Annotated in this window: 15 protein-coding genes; 7 read left to right on the forward strand and 8 right to left on the reverse strand. The window is 43.6% G+C overall.

Translation table 11 applies throughout. From position 1 onward, the window contains the following. Positions 1-151: 151 nt before the first annotated feature. Positions 152-2,782, reverse strand: a complete 2,631-nt coding sequence (topA, locus tag R8N49_RS05245) for a type I DNA topoisomerase (protein ID WP_005378351.1) — start codon at positions 2,780-2,782, stop codon at positions 152-154. A gap of 434 nt (positions 2,783-3,216) precedes the next feature. Between topA and R8N49_RS05250 the strand changes: the two genes are divergently transcribed. After that, positions 3,217-3,465, forward strand: coding sequence for a YciN family protein (locus tag R8N49_RS05250; RefSeq protein WP_005387884.1), 249 nt, complete (start codon positions 3,217-3,219; stop codon positions 3,463-3,465). Between the two features lie 63 nt (positions 3,466-3,528). Here the strand turns inward: R8N49_RS05250 and aroA are convergent, their stop codons facing one another. Both aroA and R8N49_RS05260 read right to left on the reverse strand, forming a co-directional pair. Beyond that, the gene (gene aroA, locus R8N49_RS05255) at positions 3,529-4,809 is read right to left on the reverse strand and encodes a 3-phosphoshikimate 1-carboxyvinyltransferase (RefSeq protein WP_005387883.1); all 1,281 of its coding nucleotides are present in this window, start codon (positions 4,807-4,809) and stop codon (positions 3,529-3,531) included. Positions 4,810-5,099: 290 nt separating this feature from the next. Continuing rightward, a complete protein-coding gene (locus R8N49_RS05260) occupies positions 5,100-5,576 on the reverse strand; it encodes a glycine zipper 2TM domain-containing protein (protein ID WP_005378348.1) in 477 nt (158 codons plus the stop codon). A gap of 39 nt (positions 5,577-5,615) precedes the next feature. On the opposite strand from R8N49_RS05260, the gene aat reads away from it, so the two are divergent. From aat to infA, 3 genes are all read left to right on the forward strand, one after another. Next, the gene (gene aat, locus R8N49_RS05265; RefSeq protein ID WP_182038218.1) at positions 5,616-6,323 is read left to right on the forward strand and encodes a leucyl/phenylalanyl-tRNA--protein transferase; all 708 of its coding nucleotides are present in this window, start codon (positions 5,616-5,618) and stop codon (positions 6,321-6,323) included. Then, positions 6,320-7,021: an arginyltransferase gene (locus tag R8N49_RS05270; protein WP_186584393.1), complete on the forward strand. Its 702-nt coding sequence runs from the start codon at positions 6,320-6,322 to the stop codon at positions 7,019-7,021. Before aat ends, R8N49_RS05270 begins: the two co-directional genes overlap by 4 nt. A gap of 81 nt (positions 7,022-7,102) precedes the next feature. Then, positions 7,103-7,321, forward strand: coding sequence for a translation initiation factor IF-1 (gene infA, locus R8N49_RS05275; protein WP_001040192.1), 219 nt, complete (start codon positions 7,103-7,105; stop codon positions 7,319-7,321). A 133-nt stretch (positions 7,322-7,454) separates the two neighbouring features. Here infA and clpA read toward each other — a convergent pair whose 3' ends face one another. Both clpA and clpS read right to left on the reverse strand, forming a co-directional pair. After that, the gene (gene clpA, locus R8N49_RS05280; protein WP_005387879.1) at positions 7,455-9,722 is read right to left on the reverse strand and encodes an ATP-dependent Clp protease ATP-binding subunit ClpA; all 2,268 of its coding nucleotides are present in this window, start codon (positions 9,720-9,722) and stop codon (positions 7,455-7,457) included. A gap of 50 nt (positions 9,723-9,772) precedes the next feature. Then, the gene (gene clpS, locus R8N49_RS05285) at positions 9,773-10,093 is read right to left on the reverse strand and encodes an ATP-dependent Clp protease adapter ClpS (protein ID WP_005378419.1); all 321 of its coding nucleotides are present in this window, start codon (positions 10,091-10,093) and stop codon (positions 9,773-9,775) included. Positions 10,094-10,797: 704 nt separating this feature from the next. Here clpS and cspD point away from each other — a divergent pair. Beyond that, positions 10,798-11,016 (forward strand): cold shock domain-containing protein CspD, encoded by a 219-nt coding sequence (gene cspD, locus R8N49_RS05290; RefSeq protein ID WP_005378407.1) that lies wholly within the window; start codon positions 10,798-10,800, stop codon positions 11,014-11,016. Positions 11,017-11,199: 183 nt separating this feature from the next. Here the strand turns inward: cspD and R8N49_RS05295 are convergent, their stop codons facing one another. After that, positions 11,200-13,425: an NADP-dependent isocitrate dehydrogenase gene (locus R8N49_RS05295; RefSeq protein WP_005378404.1), complete on the reverse strand. Its 2,226-nt coding sequence runs from the start codon at positions 13,423-13,425 to the stop codon at positions 11,200-11,202. A gap of 311 nt (positions 13,426-13,736) precedes the next feature. Between R8N49_RS05295 and R8N49_RS05300 the strand changes: the two genes are divergently transcribed. Beyond that, positions 13,737-14,438 (forward strand): pseudouridine synthase, encoded by a 702-nt coding sequence (locus tag R8N49_RS05300; protein WP_186584394.1) that lies wholly within the window; start codon positions 13,737-13,739, stop codon positions 14,436-14,438. A gap of 85 nt (positions 14,439-14,523) precedes the next feature. Here the strand turns inward: R8N49_RS05300 and R8N49_RS05305 are convergent, their stop codons facing one another. Together R8N49_RS05305 and R8N49_RS05310 are read right to left on the reverse strand one after the other, a co-directional pair. Continuing rightward, entirely contained in the window at positions 14,524-15,201 is a 678-nt protein-coding gene (locus R8N49_RS05305) for a DUF2057 family protein (protein ID WP_017634732.1), read from the reverse strand. Positions 15,202-15,277: 76 nt separating this feature from the next. Next, positions 15,278-16,177, reverse strand: a complete 900-nt coding sequence (locus tag R8N49_RS05310; protein WP_054700745.1) for a porin — start codon at positions 16,175-16,177, stop codon at positions 15,278-15,280. Between the two features lie 90 nt (positions 16,178-16,267). Here R8N49_RS05310 and R8N49_RS05315 point away from each other — a divergent pair. After that, positions 16,268-16,518, forward strand: a 251-nt coding sequence (locus tag R8N49_RS05315; RefSeq protein ID WP_206937370.1) for a transposase, incomplete at its 3' end; no start/stop codon positions are given.

Raw genomic sequence — 16,518 nt, forward strand, 5'->3', positions numbered from 1 at the left:
GAAATATTGATACTGGGATCTTCTCGCGTCAGCAAAACTCAGTCAAAGCAGCAAAGATCTATACGAACAACACAGTGGCCTTTACGCAAAAACAAAACGCAAAAAAGGCAGCGATATCGCTGCCTTTTTACATTACTTAGATCGTACGTTTTTATGCTTTCGCTTTTTTACGCTTATCAGTGACTTCCCACTTACCGTCAACAAAGAGCGCTGTCCAACCAGATGGTTTGCCATTCTCTTCCGAACGAACGTAGTTCTCTTTTGTTTTGCGACTAAAGCGTACAACTGCAGGACGACCATCAGGATCTTCTTGCGGTGCGGTCGCTAGGTATTTGAACTTCTCAGGTAAACGCTCTTCAAAACGTGCCAGTTCAGCAACCAAAGGAGCACGTGTCTCGCGCGATTTCGGGAAGTTGCTTGCCGCCATAAATAGACCTGAAGCACCATCACGAAGTACGAAATACGCATCTGAGTTTTCACATGGCAACTCGGGGAAATGAACAGGATCTTCTTTCGGGGGCGCGACTTCGCCATTCTTCAAGATCTTACGAGTGTTCTTGCACGTTTCGCTCGTACAATCCATGTATTTACCAAAGCGACCGTTCTTAAGCACCATATCAGAGCCACATTTGTCACATTCAACAACTGGACCATCGTAGCCTTTTACTTTGAACTCGCCGTATTCAACAAGGTAGCCTTCACAGTTCGGGTTATTACCACAAACATGCATCTTACGCTTGTCATCAATCAGGTATGCGTCCATCGCTGTTTCACAGATCGGACAACGCTTTTTAGCACGAAGAGCTGCGGTTTCAACGTCTTCTTCTAGAACGTTAATAATACCTTCTTCGTCACCCAAGTTGATGGTTGTCTTACAACGCTCTTTTGGTGGTAACGCGTAACCTGAACAGCCTAAGAACACACCTGTTGAAGCAGTACGGATGCCCATTGGACGGCTACACGTCGGACACTCGATATCTGTCATGACGATGTGGTTTAACTTCATACCGCCTTCTGACTCATCCAGCTCCGCTTTTTCAAGATCGCCAGTAAAATCAGCAAAGAAGTTGTCTAACACAGCTTTCCAGTTCACTTCACCTTCAGCGATTTGGTCCAATTTCTGTTCCATACGCGCAGTAAAGTCGTAGTTCATCAAATCGTTAAAGCTGTCATCAAGGCGGTCAGTAACAATTTCACCCATTTTTTCAGCGTAGAAACGGCGCTGATCAACTTTCACGTAGCCACGATCTTGAATCGTAGAAATGATCGATGCGTAAGTCGACGGACGACCAATACCTCGTTTCTCTAGCTCTTTAACCAGTGCTGCTTCAGTGTAGCGCGCAGGTGGCTTTGTAAAGTGCTGTTTAGGGTCAAGTGACTCTAAGCTTAGCTTATCGCCAAGTTGTACCGCAGGAAGGATTGTATCCTCGTTTTTGCCCATTGGACGCTGTACACGAGTCCAGCCGTCAAATTTAAGGATACGACCTTTCGCTTTAAGCGTGTATTCTGCCGCTTTTACGCTGATGGTTGTTGAATCGTATTCTGCTGGCGTCATTTGACACGCTACAAACTGATTCCAAATCAAAGCATAAAGTTTGTGCGCATCAGCATCGACACCTTGCAGGTCTTCCGCCTTAACACCCACATTTGAAGGACGGATCGCTTCGTGCGCTTCCTGTGCCCCTTCTTTGCTACCGTACGTCAATGGTTTCGCTGGCAGGTACTTATCACCAAACTCAGAACCAATAAAGTCACGTACAGCGTCCACAGCCTCGGCACTTAGGTTAGTCGAGTCAGTACGCATGTAAGTGATGTAACCGGCCTCATAGAGGCGCTGAGCTAGCATCATGGTCTTTTTCACGCCGTAGCCCAGACGTGTACTCGCTGCCTGTTGAAGCGTAGAGGTGATGTAAGGTGCTGAAGGCTTGCTCTTTGTAGGACGGTCTTCACGCTTACATACTTCGTAACTTGCATTCTCAAGTACAGACATCGCTGCTTTGGTTTCTGCCTCATTAACTGGCTTAAACGCAGAACCGTCTTTCTGAGCAACAAGCAGTTTAAAGTCCGCTTTGTCTTTCGTTTTCGTATTCGCATGAATGTCCCAGAATTCTTCTGGTACAAACGCGTTAATCTCACGCTCGCGCTCAACTAACAGTTTCACCGCAACAGACTGCACGCGACCAGCAGATAAACCACGAGCCACTTTTTTCCAAAGTAAAGGTGAAACCATAAAACCAACGACACGGTCCATGAAGCGACGTGCTTGTTGGGCATTTACACCATCCATGTTCAGCTCGCCAGGTGTCTGGAAAGCTTGTTGGATCGCGTTTTTCGTAATTTCGTTAAAAACTACACGTTTGTATCGCTCTTCATCGCCACCGATGATCTCACGAAGGTGCCATGCGATTGCTTCTCCTTCGCGGTCCAAATCGGTTGCGAGATAAACGCAATCTGCGTCTTTGGCGAGTTTTTGTAGTTCGTTGACAACTTTTTCTTTGCCTGGAAGGATTTGGTAATTCGCTTCCCAGTCATGATATGGGTTAATCCCCATCTTTTTGATCAACGCTTTGCGGTCTTTCTCTTTTTTAACGCGCGCTTTCTCTTCCGGACTCATCCCTTTAGTTGAGATGGCTGCGGCTTTTTTCTCACCAGTGCTTTGACCGGCCGTAGGCAGATCACGCACATGACCAACACTAGACTTAACAATAAAGTCTTTACCAAGGTACTTATTTATCGTCTTTGCCTTGGCTGGTGACTCCACTATAACGAGTGATTTACCCATAACTGACTCTAACGTCCTTCATAATAATGCGGGTAGAAACCTTGTTTAAAGGCCACCCGCATAATGTTCTATTTCATTGCTTCTTTTTTTACTATTGTGCGAGATGAAAAGAAGATCAACTGCTTTTTTGAAATTCAGATCCGATTGGTTGACAATTCATCGTCTTTATACTTCAAAGAGACAGGGTTCTGAAAGGTATTGAGCGGCATATCTAAACAGGCAAACTTAGCATCCGCTAATCCAATGCAATAAATTTTGTTACCCATCACAAAATAGTTTGGTTCAATGCTCTGCCATCTTCCTCCGCATCATGCTTATACTCTAAAAATTGATCTGTTTAGTCTTACTGAACGATTGACTGAATTAATCATGCAAACCCATTTTAGTTGTAGGTATACTCAGCGTTCTTAACTGAATAGGATGGTAGAAAGAATATGTCTGATAGAACGTTTATCGAAGAGTTCGACCTTCTTTTGATCGCTAACCAAATCATCCAAGAGCACGATGATTACATCGAGGGGATGCGAGCAACAAGCGTAGAAGAAAAAGAAGGTGTTTTAGTTTTTAAAGGTGAATACTTCCTTGATGACAAAGGTTTACCAACTTCAAATACGACTGCAGTATTCAATATGTTCAAATACTTAGCGCATCACCTTTCTAAGGAATTTACGCTGGTTAAATAGTATTGGGAAACAAAAAAGCCAGAGTGTTATTCACTCTGGCTTTCCTGTTTTAGGTCAGAATATTTAGCAACTTAAAGCCTTAAGTTTGTCGAAGTAGTCAGGGAACGTTTTCGACGTACACTTTGGATCGTTAATCGTCACAGGCGTATCACTAAGTGCCACCAGCGAAAAACACATCGCCATACGATGATCATCGTAAGTATCAATCGCTGCATGCTTTAACTGAGAAACAGGTTTGACGATGATGTAGTCTTCCCCTTCTTCCACTTCCGCACCAACTTTACGTAACTCAGTCGCCATAGCTGACAAACGGTCTGTTTCTTTTACACGCCAGTTATAAACGTTACGAATAGCGGTAGTGCCTTCGGCAAATAACGCTGTTGTCGCGATGGTCATTGCAGCATCAGGGATATGGTTGTAATCCATATCAATGCCTTTTAATTGACCAACACGTGAAATTACGTAGTCATCACCCCATTCAATTTCTGCACCCATTTTTTCAAGCGCATCAGCAAATTGAATATCACCTTGAATGCTGTTTTTACCGATACCCGTTACTTTAACTTCTCCACCTTTGATGGCTGCCGCCGCCAAGAAGTAAGAAGCAGAAGACGCGTCACCTTCAACCAAGAAATCACCTGGAGCGATGTATTGCTGACCGGCTGGGATCACAAACTCTTGATAGTCGTTGTTGATCACATCGACTCCAAACTGCTTCATGATATGCAGGGTGATATCGATATAAGGCTTAGAAACCAAATCGCCTTCGATGTTGATGCGAATTTCACCTTCAGCCAATGGCGCAGACATTAAGAAAGCGGTCAAGAACTGACTTGAAATGGACCCATCAATAGAAACTGTACCTGCTTTTAGGCCAGTACCAATTATTTTGAGAGGCGGAAAGTTCTCGTTTTCCATGTACTCAACGTTCGCACCAGCATCTTTCAGTGCCGTGACAAGGTGACCAATTGGACGCTCTTTCATACGAGGTTCGCCCGTCAGTACATACTCCCCTTCTCCAAGACAAAGAGCCGCAGCTAATGGTCGCATCGCAGTGCCAGCATTGCCGAGAAATAACTCTACCGGCTCTGAGACAGAAAACGGACGCCCAAGGCCTTCAACGAGACATTCTGTTTTATCTTCGGAAAGTTGGTATTGAACGCCTAGTTTAGTCAGCGCATTCAGCATATGACGGATATCATCACTGTCGAGGAGATTAGTAAGGCGAGTTCTGCCTTTAGCAAGAGCAGCAAGTAAAAGAGCTCGATTAGAAACGCTTTTAGAGCCAGGAAGGTTCACTTCCCCTTGAATTTTATTGATAGGTTGTAACGTTAGGCTTTCCATTAAAAGTTGATAATCCTTTGTGCCCTCAACACACGATTTTTTATGAGGGCTAAACAATTCTTCGTGAATTCAGACTACCCAAAAAAACACGACAAAACCAGAGTAAATCGGCGCTAATTTATGAATATCCTCAAGCAGCCTAAAGATACAGAATTAAAGGCATTGCCAGCGATGTAAATAAGAGCGAAAGAAGTACGGCGAAACAGCAAACTATTTCGACTTTATTTGACGATAAGCCAGCCCGACTGTACATGCCTGATTAAGCTTCGTTAGGCTAAAACAACCTAGGGTTAATAAGTGATATCAACCCTGACTCCATCATCAAAATATAAGATACGAACTTCATCCCCTCGACTAAATAACATATTTTTATCAACATCTTGGATGACATTAATTAGCTTATCACCCTTCACTTTGATGAGTAGCTCAACTAACTTATATTCAACCGTGTATTGGTAATTACTTTGGTTTTGAGCAACTGCGGCACCTGCAAGCGCACCCACTGCCGTCGCGACTTCTCTTCCCGTACCGCCACCAAATTGATTACCGACTAAACCACCGATAGTGGCACCAAGTAGTGTCTTCCAACCGTTACTTTTCGATTGAACAACCTCTTGTTGAGTAATATAACGGACAGAGTCAATCTTCCCGTAAACTACTTCATTAACTGGCTTGGCAACATTTCTTTCATAGGCTGCGTTGGCGACAAGTGGTAAAAACAGTATGATCCCAAGCCATACTTTTACGATATTTCTTAACCAGGTCATCATAAACTCCTCTGACTCCAATGTTGGTAACGACTTCTTATGGCTATTTATTTAACTGAACTCGATGAAACGTTCAACTTTCCCTCACCCTATAAAGCACTCAGCGACCCCAATGGTTTGCTGGCTTTTGGTGGTGACTTAAACCCCATGAGAATCCTCAATGGTTACTATCAAGGCATTTTCCCTTGGTATGGTCCTGGTGAACCTATTTTATGGTGGAGCCCTTCTCCGCGCGCTGTGTTTGACCCATTGCAGTTTAAGCCATCTAAAAGTCTCAAAAAATTTCAGCGTAAACATAACTATAAAGTAACACTCAATTTCGCGACAGAAGAAGTGATTAGACTATGTTCTTCAACACGCCCTGTAGAGGAAACATGGCTCAACGAGGAAATGCAAGCTTCCTACATTGAGTTAGCCAAACTTGGTCACTGTCACTCTGTAGAAGTATGGCATGACAACAACCTGATTGGCGGACTATATGGCATCTGCGTGGGCCAACTTTTTTGCGGAGAGTCGATGTTTAGTCTAAAAGATAACGCATCCAAAATTGCATTGTGGTACTTATGCAACCATTTGGCGTCAAAGCAAGGTCAATTAATCGATTGCCAAGTTATGAATTCTCACTTGGCATCACTTGGCGCATTTGAACTTGAGCGTGACGAATTTATGCAAAAACTACTATCTTTAAGAGAAAAGCAAACACTATTTGATGCCTATCAGCCCCAAGTTTTGCAGGATTCAGTATGAGTACGGATATACAACATATTCGAATAGGGTTGACGAATAATCACCCTTGTAGTTATTTGCCTGAACGGCAAGAGCGGGTTGCGGTGGCGCTTGATGAAAGGCTGCATACTGAAGAAAATTACCAGTTGCTCATGGCTAACGGTTTTCGTCGTAGCGGAGATACCATATATAAACCGCATTGCGAGCATTGCACCGCTTGCCAGCCAATTCGAGTCTCGATTCCAGACGTTAGACTATCAAAAAATCAGAAGAGGCTGCTTAATAAAGCACAGTCTGTACGCTGGGAAATGAAACCTGAAATGGATGAGGAATGGTTTGAGCTTTACAGTCGGTACATCTGCAAACGGCATAAAAACGGCACTATGTACCCACCAAAGCGTGATGAGTTTGCTCGATTTGCTCAAACCAGCTGGCTGACAACGTCGTTTTTACACATTTACGATGAATCAGATCAATTGCTCGCCATTGCAGTGACAGATTTGATGCCACAATGCTCGAGTGCTTTTTATACTTTCTTTGACCCTGACTACGAGTTATCTCTTGGCACGTTAGCAGTGCTTTATCAAATTAAATACTGCCAAGAAAACAAACAACAGTGGCTATATTTGGGATATCAGATTGATGAGTGCCCAGCAATGAGCTACAAAACACGCTTTCAACGCCACCAAAGGCTAGTAAATCAGCGTTGGCGAGGGTAGAATACGCCTCAACTTTACATAATTACTATTTAGCGGCAGAATATAGCCCGCTAATATTGCCTAATTTCTAAAGAGGATTAAATGGCTAAAGAAGACGTAATCGAGATGCAAGGCACAGTCCTTGACACTCTACCAAACACTATGTTCCGTGTTGAACTTGAAAACGGTCACGTTGTGACTGCTCACATCTCTGGCAAGATGCGTAAGAACTACATCCGTATCCTAACGGGTGACAAAGTAACTGTAGAGATGACTCCATACGACCTGTCAAAAGGCCGCATCGTCTTCCGCGCTCGTTAATCTCTGATTTTCGGATGCAATAAAAAACGGAGCAAGCTGCTCCGTTTTTTATTGCACAATTTTTTCCGATTTAGTTCAGATAAAAAAGCGCACGATCTTCTCGTGCGCTTTTGCGTTTGTTACCGAATAACGATTAATGCATCGCTGTCTCTTTCTCACTTAAGTATTCAAACTCAAGCGTATCGTTGACCAGCGTTACTTTCACTGTACCGCCGTCAACTAAAGATCCAAACAACAGTTCGTTAGCTAAAGGCTTCTTAAGCTGTTCTTGGATAACCCGCCCCATTGGGCGAGCCCCCATAGCTTTGTCATAACCTTTATGTGCTAACCAATGGCGAGCGTCTTGCGATACTTCCATTGAAACGCCTCTCGCATCAAGTTGCACTTGCAGTTCAACAATGAACTTATCAACCACTTGATGGATAACGCTTTCATCAAGGCTGTTAAACCAGATGATGTTATCAAGACGGTTACGGAACTCAGGAGTAAACACCTTCTTAATTTCCGCCATTGCATCGTGACTGTTGTCTTGTTGAATCAAACCAATTGATTTCTTCTCGGTTTCCGCCACACCTGCGTTAGTTGTCATAACAAGAATGACATTACGGAAGTCTGCTTTGCGACCATTGTTGTCCGTTAGCGTACCGTTATCCATGACTTGCAACAGCAGGTTAAAGATATCAGGGTGCGCTTTTTCAATCTCATCAAGTAATACGACTGAATGTGGGTGCTTAATAACAGCATCAGTTAGCAAACCACCTTGGTCATAACCGACATAACCAGGAGGCGCACCAATTAAGCGACTTACGGAGTGACGCTCACCATACTCAGACATATCAAAACGAAGTAGCTCGATACCTAGAAGCTTAGATAACTGCACTGTCACCTCTGTTTTACCAACCCCTGTTGGGCCTGCAAACAAAAATGAACCAACAGGTTTGTTGTCTACACCCAAACCTGCACGTGTCAGCTTGATCGCCTCGGACAATGCATCAATCGCATTATCTTGACCAAATACCAACATCTTCATTTTGCTATCTAAGTTTTTCAAAATGTCTTTATCTGAAGAAGAAACCGACTTCTCTGGAATTCGCGCCATTTTGGCAACCATTGATTCGATATCAGCCACTCCGACCGTTTTTTTACGACGGCTTGCAGGAGCAAGACGACTACGCGCACCAGCTTCATCAATGACATCAATGGCCTTATCTGGTAGATGGCGTTCATTAATGTATTTAGCCGACAGTTCTACCGCGGCACGCAGTGCTTTATTGGTATAACGTACTTCATGGTGAGCTTCGTACTTCGGCTTCAAGCCCATCAAGATTTTAGTTGTGTCATCTAATGAAGGCTCTACAACGTCTATCTTTTGGAAACGGCGAGACAACGCACGCTCTTTCTCGAAAATGTTGCTGTATTCTTGGTATGTCGTCGAACCAATACAACGCAACTTACCGCTACTCAAAAGAGGCTTAATAAGATTTGCTGCATCGACTTGACCACCAGATGCCGCGCCTGCACCGATGATGGTATGTATTTCATCGATGAACAAAATGGCATCTTCTTCTTTTTCAAGTTGTTTCAAAATCGCCTTGAAGCGCTTTTCAAAATCACCGCGATATTTGGTACCAGCGAGCAAAGAGCCAATATCTAGTGAATAAATCACGCTGTTTTGAATGACCTCAGGGACCTGCCCTTCGACAATTCGCCATGCAAGACCTTCCGCAATGGCTGTTTTACCAACCCCTGCCTCACCCACTAGTAGTGGATTATTCTTGCGGCGTCGACAAAGTACCTGAATAGTGCGCTCTAACTCTTTATCACGTCCAATGAGTGGGTCGATGTTTCCATCTTTAGCGACTTGATTAAGATTCGTCGCAAAGCTTTCTAGGCGTTCTTCAGAATTAGGCTCTTCAACACTTTCTGAGCTAAACGAGTCTGATGATGAATCCTCACCTGCACCTGATGCTTTAGTAATACCGTGGGAGATGAAGTTAACAATATCTAATCGGGAGATGTCATTTTTCTTCAGTAAGTAAGCGGCATGCGACTCTTGTTCACTGAAGATAGCAACAAGCACGTTGGCGCCTGTTACTTCATTACGACCAGACGACTGTACATGAAAGACGGCGCGTTGTAGTACACGTTGAAAACTCAAAGTCGGCTGCGTTTCACGCGTCTCATCACTATCTGGGATAAGAGGCGTAGTTTGATCGATGAAAATATCGAGTTCGTTGCGTAAAGCGTCAAGATCCGCCTTACAAGCTAGAAGGGCTTCCTTAGCTGCATCATTTTCCAACAATGCAAGTAGGAGGTGTTCGACAGTCATAAACTCGTGGCGTTTATCTCGCGCCCGAGCAAATGCACCGTTAAGGCTTGACTCTAGTTCTTTATTTAGCATAAGTACCTCCCGAAAAAACAACTGGGGTTGTTCGAGCAAGTCTTCTTTGTTTACGCTTGCTCCATAGTGCAAAGTAGCGGATGTTCATTTTCCCTTGCGTACATCGTAACTTGCGCTACTTTTGTTTCGGCAATTTCTGCGCTGTATGTGCCGCAGATTGCCTTTCCTTCATAGTGGACCTGAAGCATGATTTGAGTTGCTTTATCAATATCATGTGAGAAAAATCGCTCAAGCACCTCTATGACGAAATCCATAGGTGTATAGTCATCATTATTGAGTACGACATTGTACAGCTTAGGTGGCTGGACTTTCGTACTTTCTCGCTCCAGAAGATCAGAGTCCGGAGTGACCCATTCAAAATTTTTACTCATGGCAATCTAAAGATATCGTATCAAAGGGTTGATGTTTTCGACCTATAAAAACAATCTACCACAAGCGTGCAGCGCGGTGTAGTGAGTTATGGCACCGAATTCGATCTTTGATCGATAAAAGTTGCTACCTAATATAGAGACTAATGCACGTCTTGATACGGCGCAAATAAAAGATGCTTGTCGATAAGTTACACATTTTTTCTTATAAAAGAACTTTCTATTTATTGCTTTCGGACTATTGCAAACCACCCCATCATCTTCTATCTGGATCACACTTCCTCATTGAGAATACGGTAATTATCACGAAAACTTCATTTTTTATTCAGTCAGAGGATTCTTCTCCCATAAGCAACACGGACAGTATGGCTTTTTCAGTATGAGCCACTTCATAGGCAAATTGACTAAACTTCTGCGTATATACGAAAAACTGTTTGCAAATTTGTTAATCTCAAAAGTGATTTGTTTTCAATTATGTTTCTGTTTGTTGCTCACTGCTATTGACTGTCGAAATTCATTGACTACAGTGGAAAGTGTCGATGCATAAATCATCATTTTGAAACCTCTCTTCTTTAAGTGGTTTGATGAATGTGACTTATCATTGATTTGACGTTTGTTGGCATTCGCTGACAATGGTAGTACCAAGTTAAAGGTATAACTTGGTTGCAGTAACAACATCAGTAAAAAATGCATGAGGGATGTAAAGCATGGCTACAGGTACAGTAAAGTGGTTTAACAATGCCAAAGGATTTGGGTTTATTTGTTCAGATGAAGAAGAGGGAGATATCTTTGCCCACTACTCAACTATCCAGATGGACGGTTATCGTACACTGAAAGCAGGCCAACAAGTCTCTTACGAGATTGAAAAAGGTCCCAAAGGCTGTCACGCGAGTAGCGTCGTGCCTCTTGAAGGCCAAGCCAAATAATTAGAGCGCTGTCGAAATATAAAAATATTGCTCTCGAAACGCCACGTTGATGTTTTGAAGAGAAAAATAAACCCGCCAAGATAGCGGGTTTCTTACTATTTAGAGCACGTGTTACAAAAGGAACACTTACAACGCACTTACAGGATAGGAAACACGCCGAAAACGACGTGTTTTTACACTAACTTACTTGTTAATGATTGCGTTAAAGGTTTCGCTTGGACGCATCAATTTAGAAACCAATGCATCGTCTAGTAAGTAGTAACCTCCTAGCTCACCTTTCACGCCTTGCGCATTATTTAGCTCAGCAACGATCGTTTCTTCCTGCTCTGACAGCGCTTTTGCAATTGGTGCAAATTCAGCAGCAAGATCCGCATCATCCGTTTGCTCTGAAAGCGCTTTCGCCCAGTAAAGTGCAAGATAGAAGTGGCTTCCACGGTTATCTAGCTCACCCACTTTACGTGACGGAGATTTGTTGGTGTCTAAAAACTCACCGGTCGCTTTATCTAGTGTATCTGCGAGAACCTGAGCCTTAGGATTGTTTGTCGCTACACTTAAATGCTCTAACGAAGCTGCAAGCGCTAGGAACTCGCCCAAAGAATCCCAACGAAGGTGATTCTCTTTTTCTACTTGTTGAACGTGCTTAGGAGCAGAACCACCAGCGCCTGTTTCAAATAGACCACCACCATTCATCAATGGAACAATAGATAGCATCTTAGCAGACGTACCTAACTCGAGAATTGGGAACAAGTCTGTTAGGTAGTCACGAAGAACATTACCTGTAACAGAGATAGTATCTAGGCCCGCTTTCATACGCTCTAGTGAGTACTTACAAGCTTCAACAGGAGATAGGATCTTAATCTCTAGACCGTCAGTATCGTGATCTGGTAGGTAGGCGTTTACTTTCTTGATGAGCTCAGCATCGTGCGCGCGGTTTTCATCTAGCCAGAATACAGCTGGAACACCTGTTGCACGTGCGCGAGTCACTGCTAGTTTAACCCAATCTTGGATTGGTGCGTCTTTAACCTGACACATACGGAAGATATCACCTTCTTCAACCGCTTGCTCTAACAGTACGTTACCTGAAGCATCAACAACGCGAACAGTACCCGCAGCGTCTAGAATGAATGTCTTGTCGTGAGAACCATACTCTTCAGCTTTCTGAGCCATTAGACCAACGTTAGGTACGCTACCCATAGTGGTTGGATCAAATGCGCCGTGCTCTTTACAGAAATCAATAACCGCTTGGTAAATACCTGCGTAGCTACGATCTGGAATCATCGCTTTGGTGTCTTTTTGTTTACCATCTGGTCCCCACATTTGACCCGAAGAGCGAAGCATTGCTGGCATAGAAGCATCTACAATAATGTCACTTGGTACATGTAAGTTTGTGATACCACGATCAGAGTCAACCATCGCAAGTTCTGGTTGAGTTTGGTAAACCGCTTGAATGGCCGCTTCAATTTCTGCTTTTTGCGCTTCAGGTAGAGACTCAATTTTTGAGTAAACATCACCGATGCCATTGTTTACATCAACGCCTAGCTCTTCAAACAGCTTACCGTACTTATCGAAAACGTCTTTGTAGTAAACTTTTACGGCATGGCCGAAAATGACAGGGTCAGAAACTTTCATCATCGTCGCTTTCATATGAAGAGACAGCAGCACGTCTTGCGCTTTCGCTTCAGCAATCTCTTTCTCGAAAAATTCAACCAACGCCTTCTTCTTCATTACTGAAGTATCAATGACTTCTTTATCTAGTAATGGGAACGCAGACTTAAGCTCTTTAACTGTACCATCATTACCGACAAACTCGATTTTGACCTCTGTTGCACCAGAGATAGTTGTAGACTTTTCGCTACCAAAGAAGTCATTGTCTGACATGCTCGCAACATGAGACTTAGATTCTGCTGACCATGCACCCATTGAGTGTGGGTTTTTCTTCGCGTAGTTCTTAACCGAAGTCGGAGCACGACGGTCTGAGTTACCTTCACGAAGTACTGGGTTAACCGCACTACCTTTGATTTTGTCGTAAGCCGCTTTAATCGCTTTCTCTTCGTACGTGCTCGGCTCTTCTGGGTAGTTTGGTAAATCGTAACCTTTCGCCTGAAGCTCTTTAATCGCCGCTTTAAGCTGAGGAACTGAAGCTGAAATGTTAGGTAGCTTGATGATATTTGCTTCTGGAGTTTGAGCTAGTTCACCAAGCTCAGTCAACGCATCGCCAATGCGCTGTTCTTCTTTTAGATGCTCTGGGAAGTTAGCGATAATTCGACCTGCTAGTGAAATATCACGAGTATCTACATTGATGCCAGACGATGCTGTGAATGATTGAATGATTGGTAGTAATGAATAAGTTGCTAGCGCCGGCGCTTCATCAGTGATGGTGTAGATAATTGTAGGTTTTTCTGTAGGCATGAAATTTCCCTATTTTTTAATCAACTTGTTGGCTGATCAACTCAGCGTCTGAGTTGGTTTAATTGACGCATTGCTGCACGTTAGCAGTACATGTCTCCTCACTAACGCCACATGCGGTTCGCACTCTTTGTTGTAGTTTGAAGCTCTAAGCTCTGAATCCATGAGTGCACTGATATAATTAAACAAATAACACGAATTAGTCTATCATTCTGTGCGCGTTTGTTAGTTTTAGGCGCGCAAATCATATCCGATCATGAGAAAACTTAAAACTTTCAAACACAGTTCATTTACATTTTTGCAGGGTAGTTAACATGTCATCTCGTATAGGTCAGGAAAAAGGTCGCAGTCGTAACCAGTCTAAAACGGGCCATTTTAAACACTCAGGAGCTCGCAATGGCTCGAAGACTCGTACTCAGCAAGACCGCCGCCCTAATCGCCCAACAAAAAGCCAAAAGCCAAAAGTGGCCCCTAAAGATCGCAAAGTCATTATTTTCAATAAGCCTTACGATACGCTCAGTCAATTTACCGATGGCGATGGTCGCAAAACGTTAGCGGACTATATCCCGATCAAAAATGTCTATGCGGCTGGCCGATTGGACCGAGACAGCGAAGGTTTGATGGTACTCACTAACGATGGCATCTTGCAGGCGAAGTTAACGCAGCCAAAGTCAAAATCGCCGAAGACTTATTGGGTTCAAGTTGATGGCGCTCCTCAGGAGCAAGATCTTGAAAAATTGAGAAAGGGAGTAGAGCTAAAAGATGGTATGACTCTACCGGCCGAAGTTGAAGTAATTCCAGAACCACAAGTCTGGGACAGAACCCCTCCGGTCCGTTTTCGAGCAAATATCCCTACCACTTGGTTAGCCATTACCATTATTGAAGGAAGAAATCGTCAGGTACGTCGCATGACTGCGCACATTGGCTTCCCTACTTTGCGCCTCATTCGTCATTCGATGGGTGATATCGTCCTTAACGACCTAATGCCTGGTGAATGGAGAGAAATCTCTCTCTAATAAGCAGAAAAGATAAAAGCAGGCTTAAAGCCTGCTTTTTAGATTCGTACTTTTTCAGTTAAGCCCTATCTAATGAACTAAGGGATTACTGCTCAGCAAGCCAGTTTTTAAATGCCTCTTTTTCCGCCGGAGACGCTTTCTGGTACATCGTCTTTAATACATCAACCATTGGGCTGTCGTTCGATGCGGCTGTTGAACGGGTATCACTAGTCTCAACTCGAGGCTCGATATCACTTACTGATTGTTGATGCTGATTCACAGTTACATAACTAACGGCAACACTCGCGATACCGCCAGCAATATTGTAGTTGCGAGATTCTTGAGGGTAATTACGACCAATTTGAACACCATCTGACTCTAATACATCTTCGACCAAAGCAATAGGCTGGCCTTTGGTATCCAGTAATTGCCAATCTAGAGGCGAGATGTTGTTTTGCGCTTGGCGAAGAGTTTTAAACTCTGGTAGTTCAAACGTTAGCTTTTCGTTTTCAGCATCAAATTTAGCAACGATTACATCACTGTAAACCGTCTTAAGGTTTTCGTTAATTTCGAATGTAGGTTGATATTTGAAGACAATTTGATTCGTTCCGTCAGGTAGTTCGATTGTCTTCTCACTAGAAAAAAGACCACCTTCTAGATCTGGCTTCTCCATGTTGACGGCCAATAACTTCACGTCTTCTGGAACCACTAAAGTCGTTGCAGCGTAGAGGTTTGTACTGGCAAAAATAGACAGTGCCATTGCCACTTTTAATGATAACTGCATAGAATTTTTCATCCTTATCTTCATAGTAAAAGACCCAGCATATAGCTGGGTCTTACAATATCAAACTGGGTATTGATTACCAGTAGAAACGAGCACCAACACCGAAGTTAGTTGCGTCGTCTGTGTCTTTGTTGTCGAAGTCAGTACCTTCGAAAGTGTAACCCGCTTCTGCGAATACACGTGCCCATTTAGAGAACTTGTATTCAACACCAGCGTAGAACCAAGAGGAGTCTGCGTCTACTTTACCTGCTTCGTCAGTAGACTGAGCTAGGTACTCGTAACCAGAGTATAGAGTTGTTTTAGGAGCAACAGCGAACATACCAGCTACAACGATGTAGTGTGAATCAACTGTTGATTTACCTAGCTTATCTTCGTTTTCGTTGTAGTAGTACGTAGCACCTAGAGTGTGCTCGTTTAGTGCGTACTCAGCAGTTACTTCAAAAGATAGGTTTTCGTTATCAGTACGCTCTGTGTGAGAAACTGTTTGCTCTACACCATTAAGAACTAGTTTTTTCTCTTTAGTTACGTTGATGTCGTTGTTCGCAGTAAGTACACCAGCGTGTAGAGATAGGTCGTTGAAAGATTTACCAACGAATACTTCTAGTACTTCTTCGTTAGAATCTTTTTCGCCTAGCGCGTAACCAGCTTTTAGCCAGAATGCGTCATTTTCGTAAGCGTATTTGATTTGAGAATCGTTGTTCCAAGCGTGACCGTATGCAGTTTCCGCTGCGTTACCACCGAAGAAGTAAGAGTAATCTGCGAAGTATACGTCATCAGCCCAAGTACCTTCTTTACCGAAGCGAAGAGTACCCATATCACCCATATCAAAACCGATGATGTGGCGACGTACGTATACAGAGTCATCTGTACGCTCGCTTGAATCAGCACCTGCGTCGTAGTTGTCACCTAGAGCAACACCGATTTCAACTTCACCCAGAACTTTTAGGCTTTCGTCAACAACGTAAACCGCGTTCACACCAGTACGAGAAGAGCTAGTGTTTAGAGCCTATCCCAAAAGGAATTATCGTATAATATAATGAATAACGATAATTTCTGAGGGCAACGTATGGCAGGCAACAAGTGGCAAATCAGTGATGAACTCTGGGAGAAAATGGCTCCTCTCATCCCGGAGCATAAAACTCACCATCCTCTGGGTACGCACCGCAAGCGGGTTGATAATCGCGCTGCAATGAACGCCATCTTCTTCGTACTCAGGACGGGTTGCCAGTGGAATGCGCTGAATGCCACCGGTATATGCTCGTCAAGCTCTGCTCATCGCCGATTTCAGGAGTGGCGGGATGCTGGCGTATTTGAACG

The sequence above is a fragment of the Vibrio sp. 1978 genome (genome assembly GCF_033344345.1).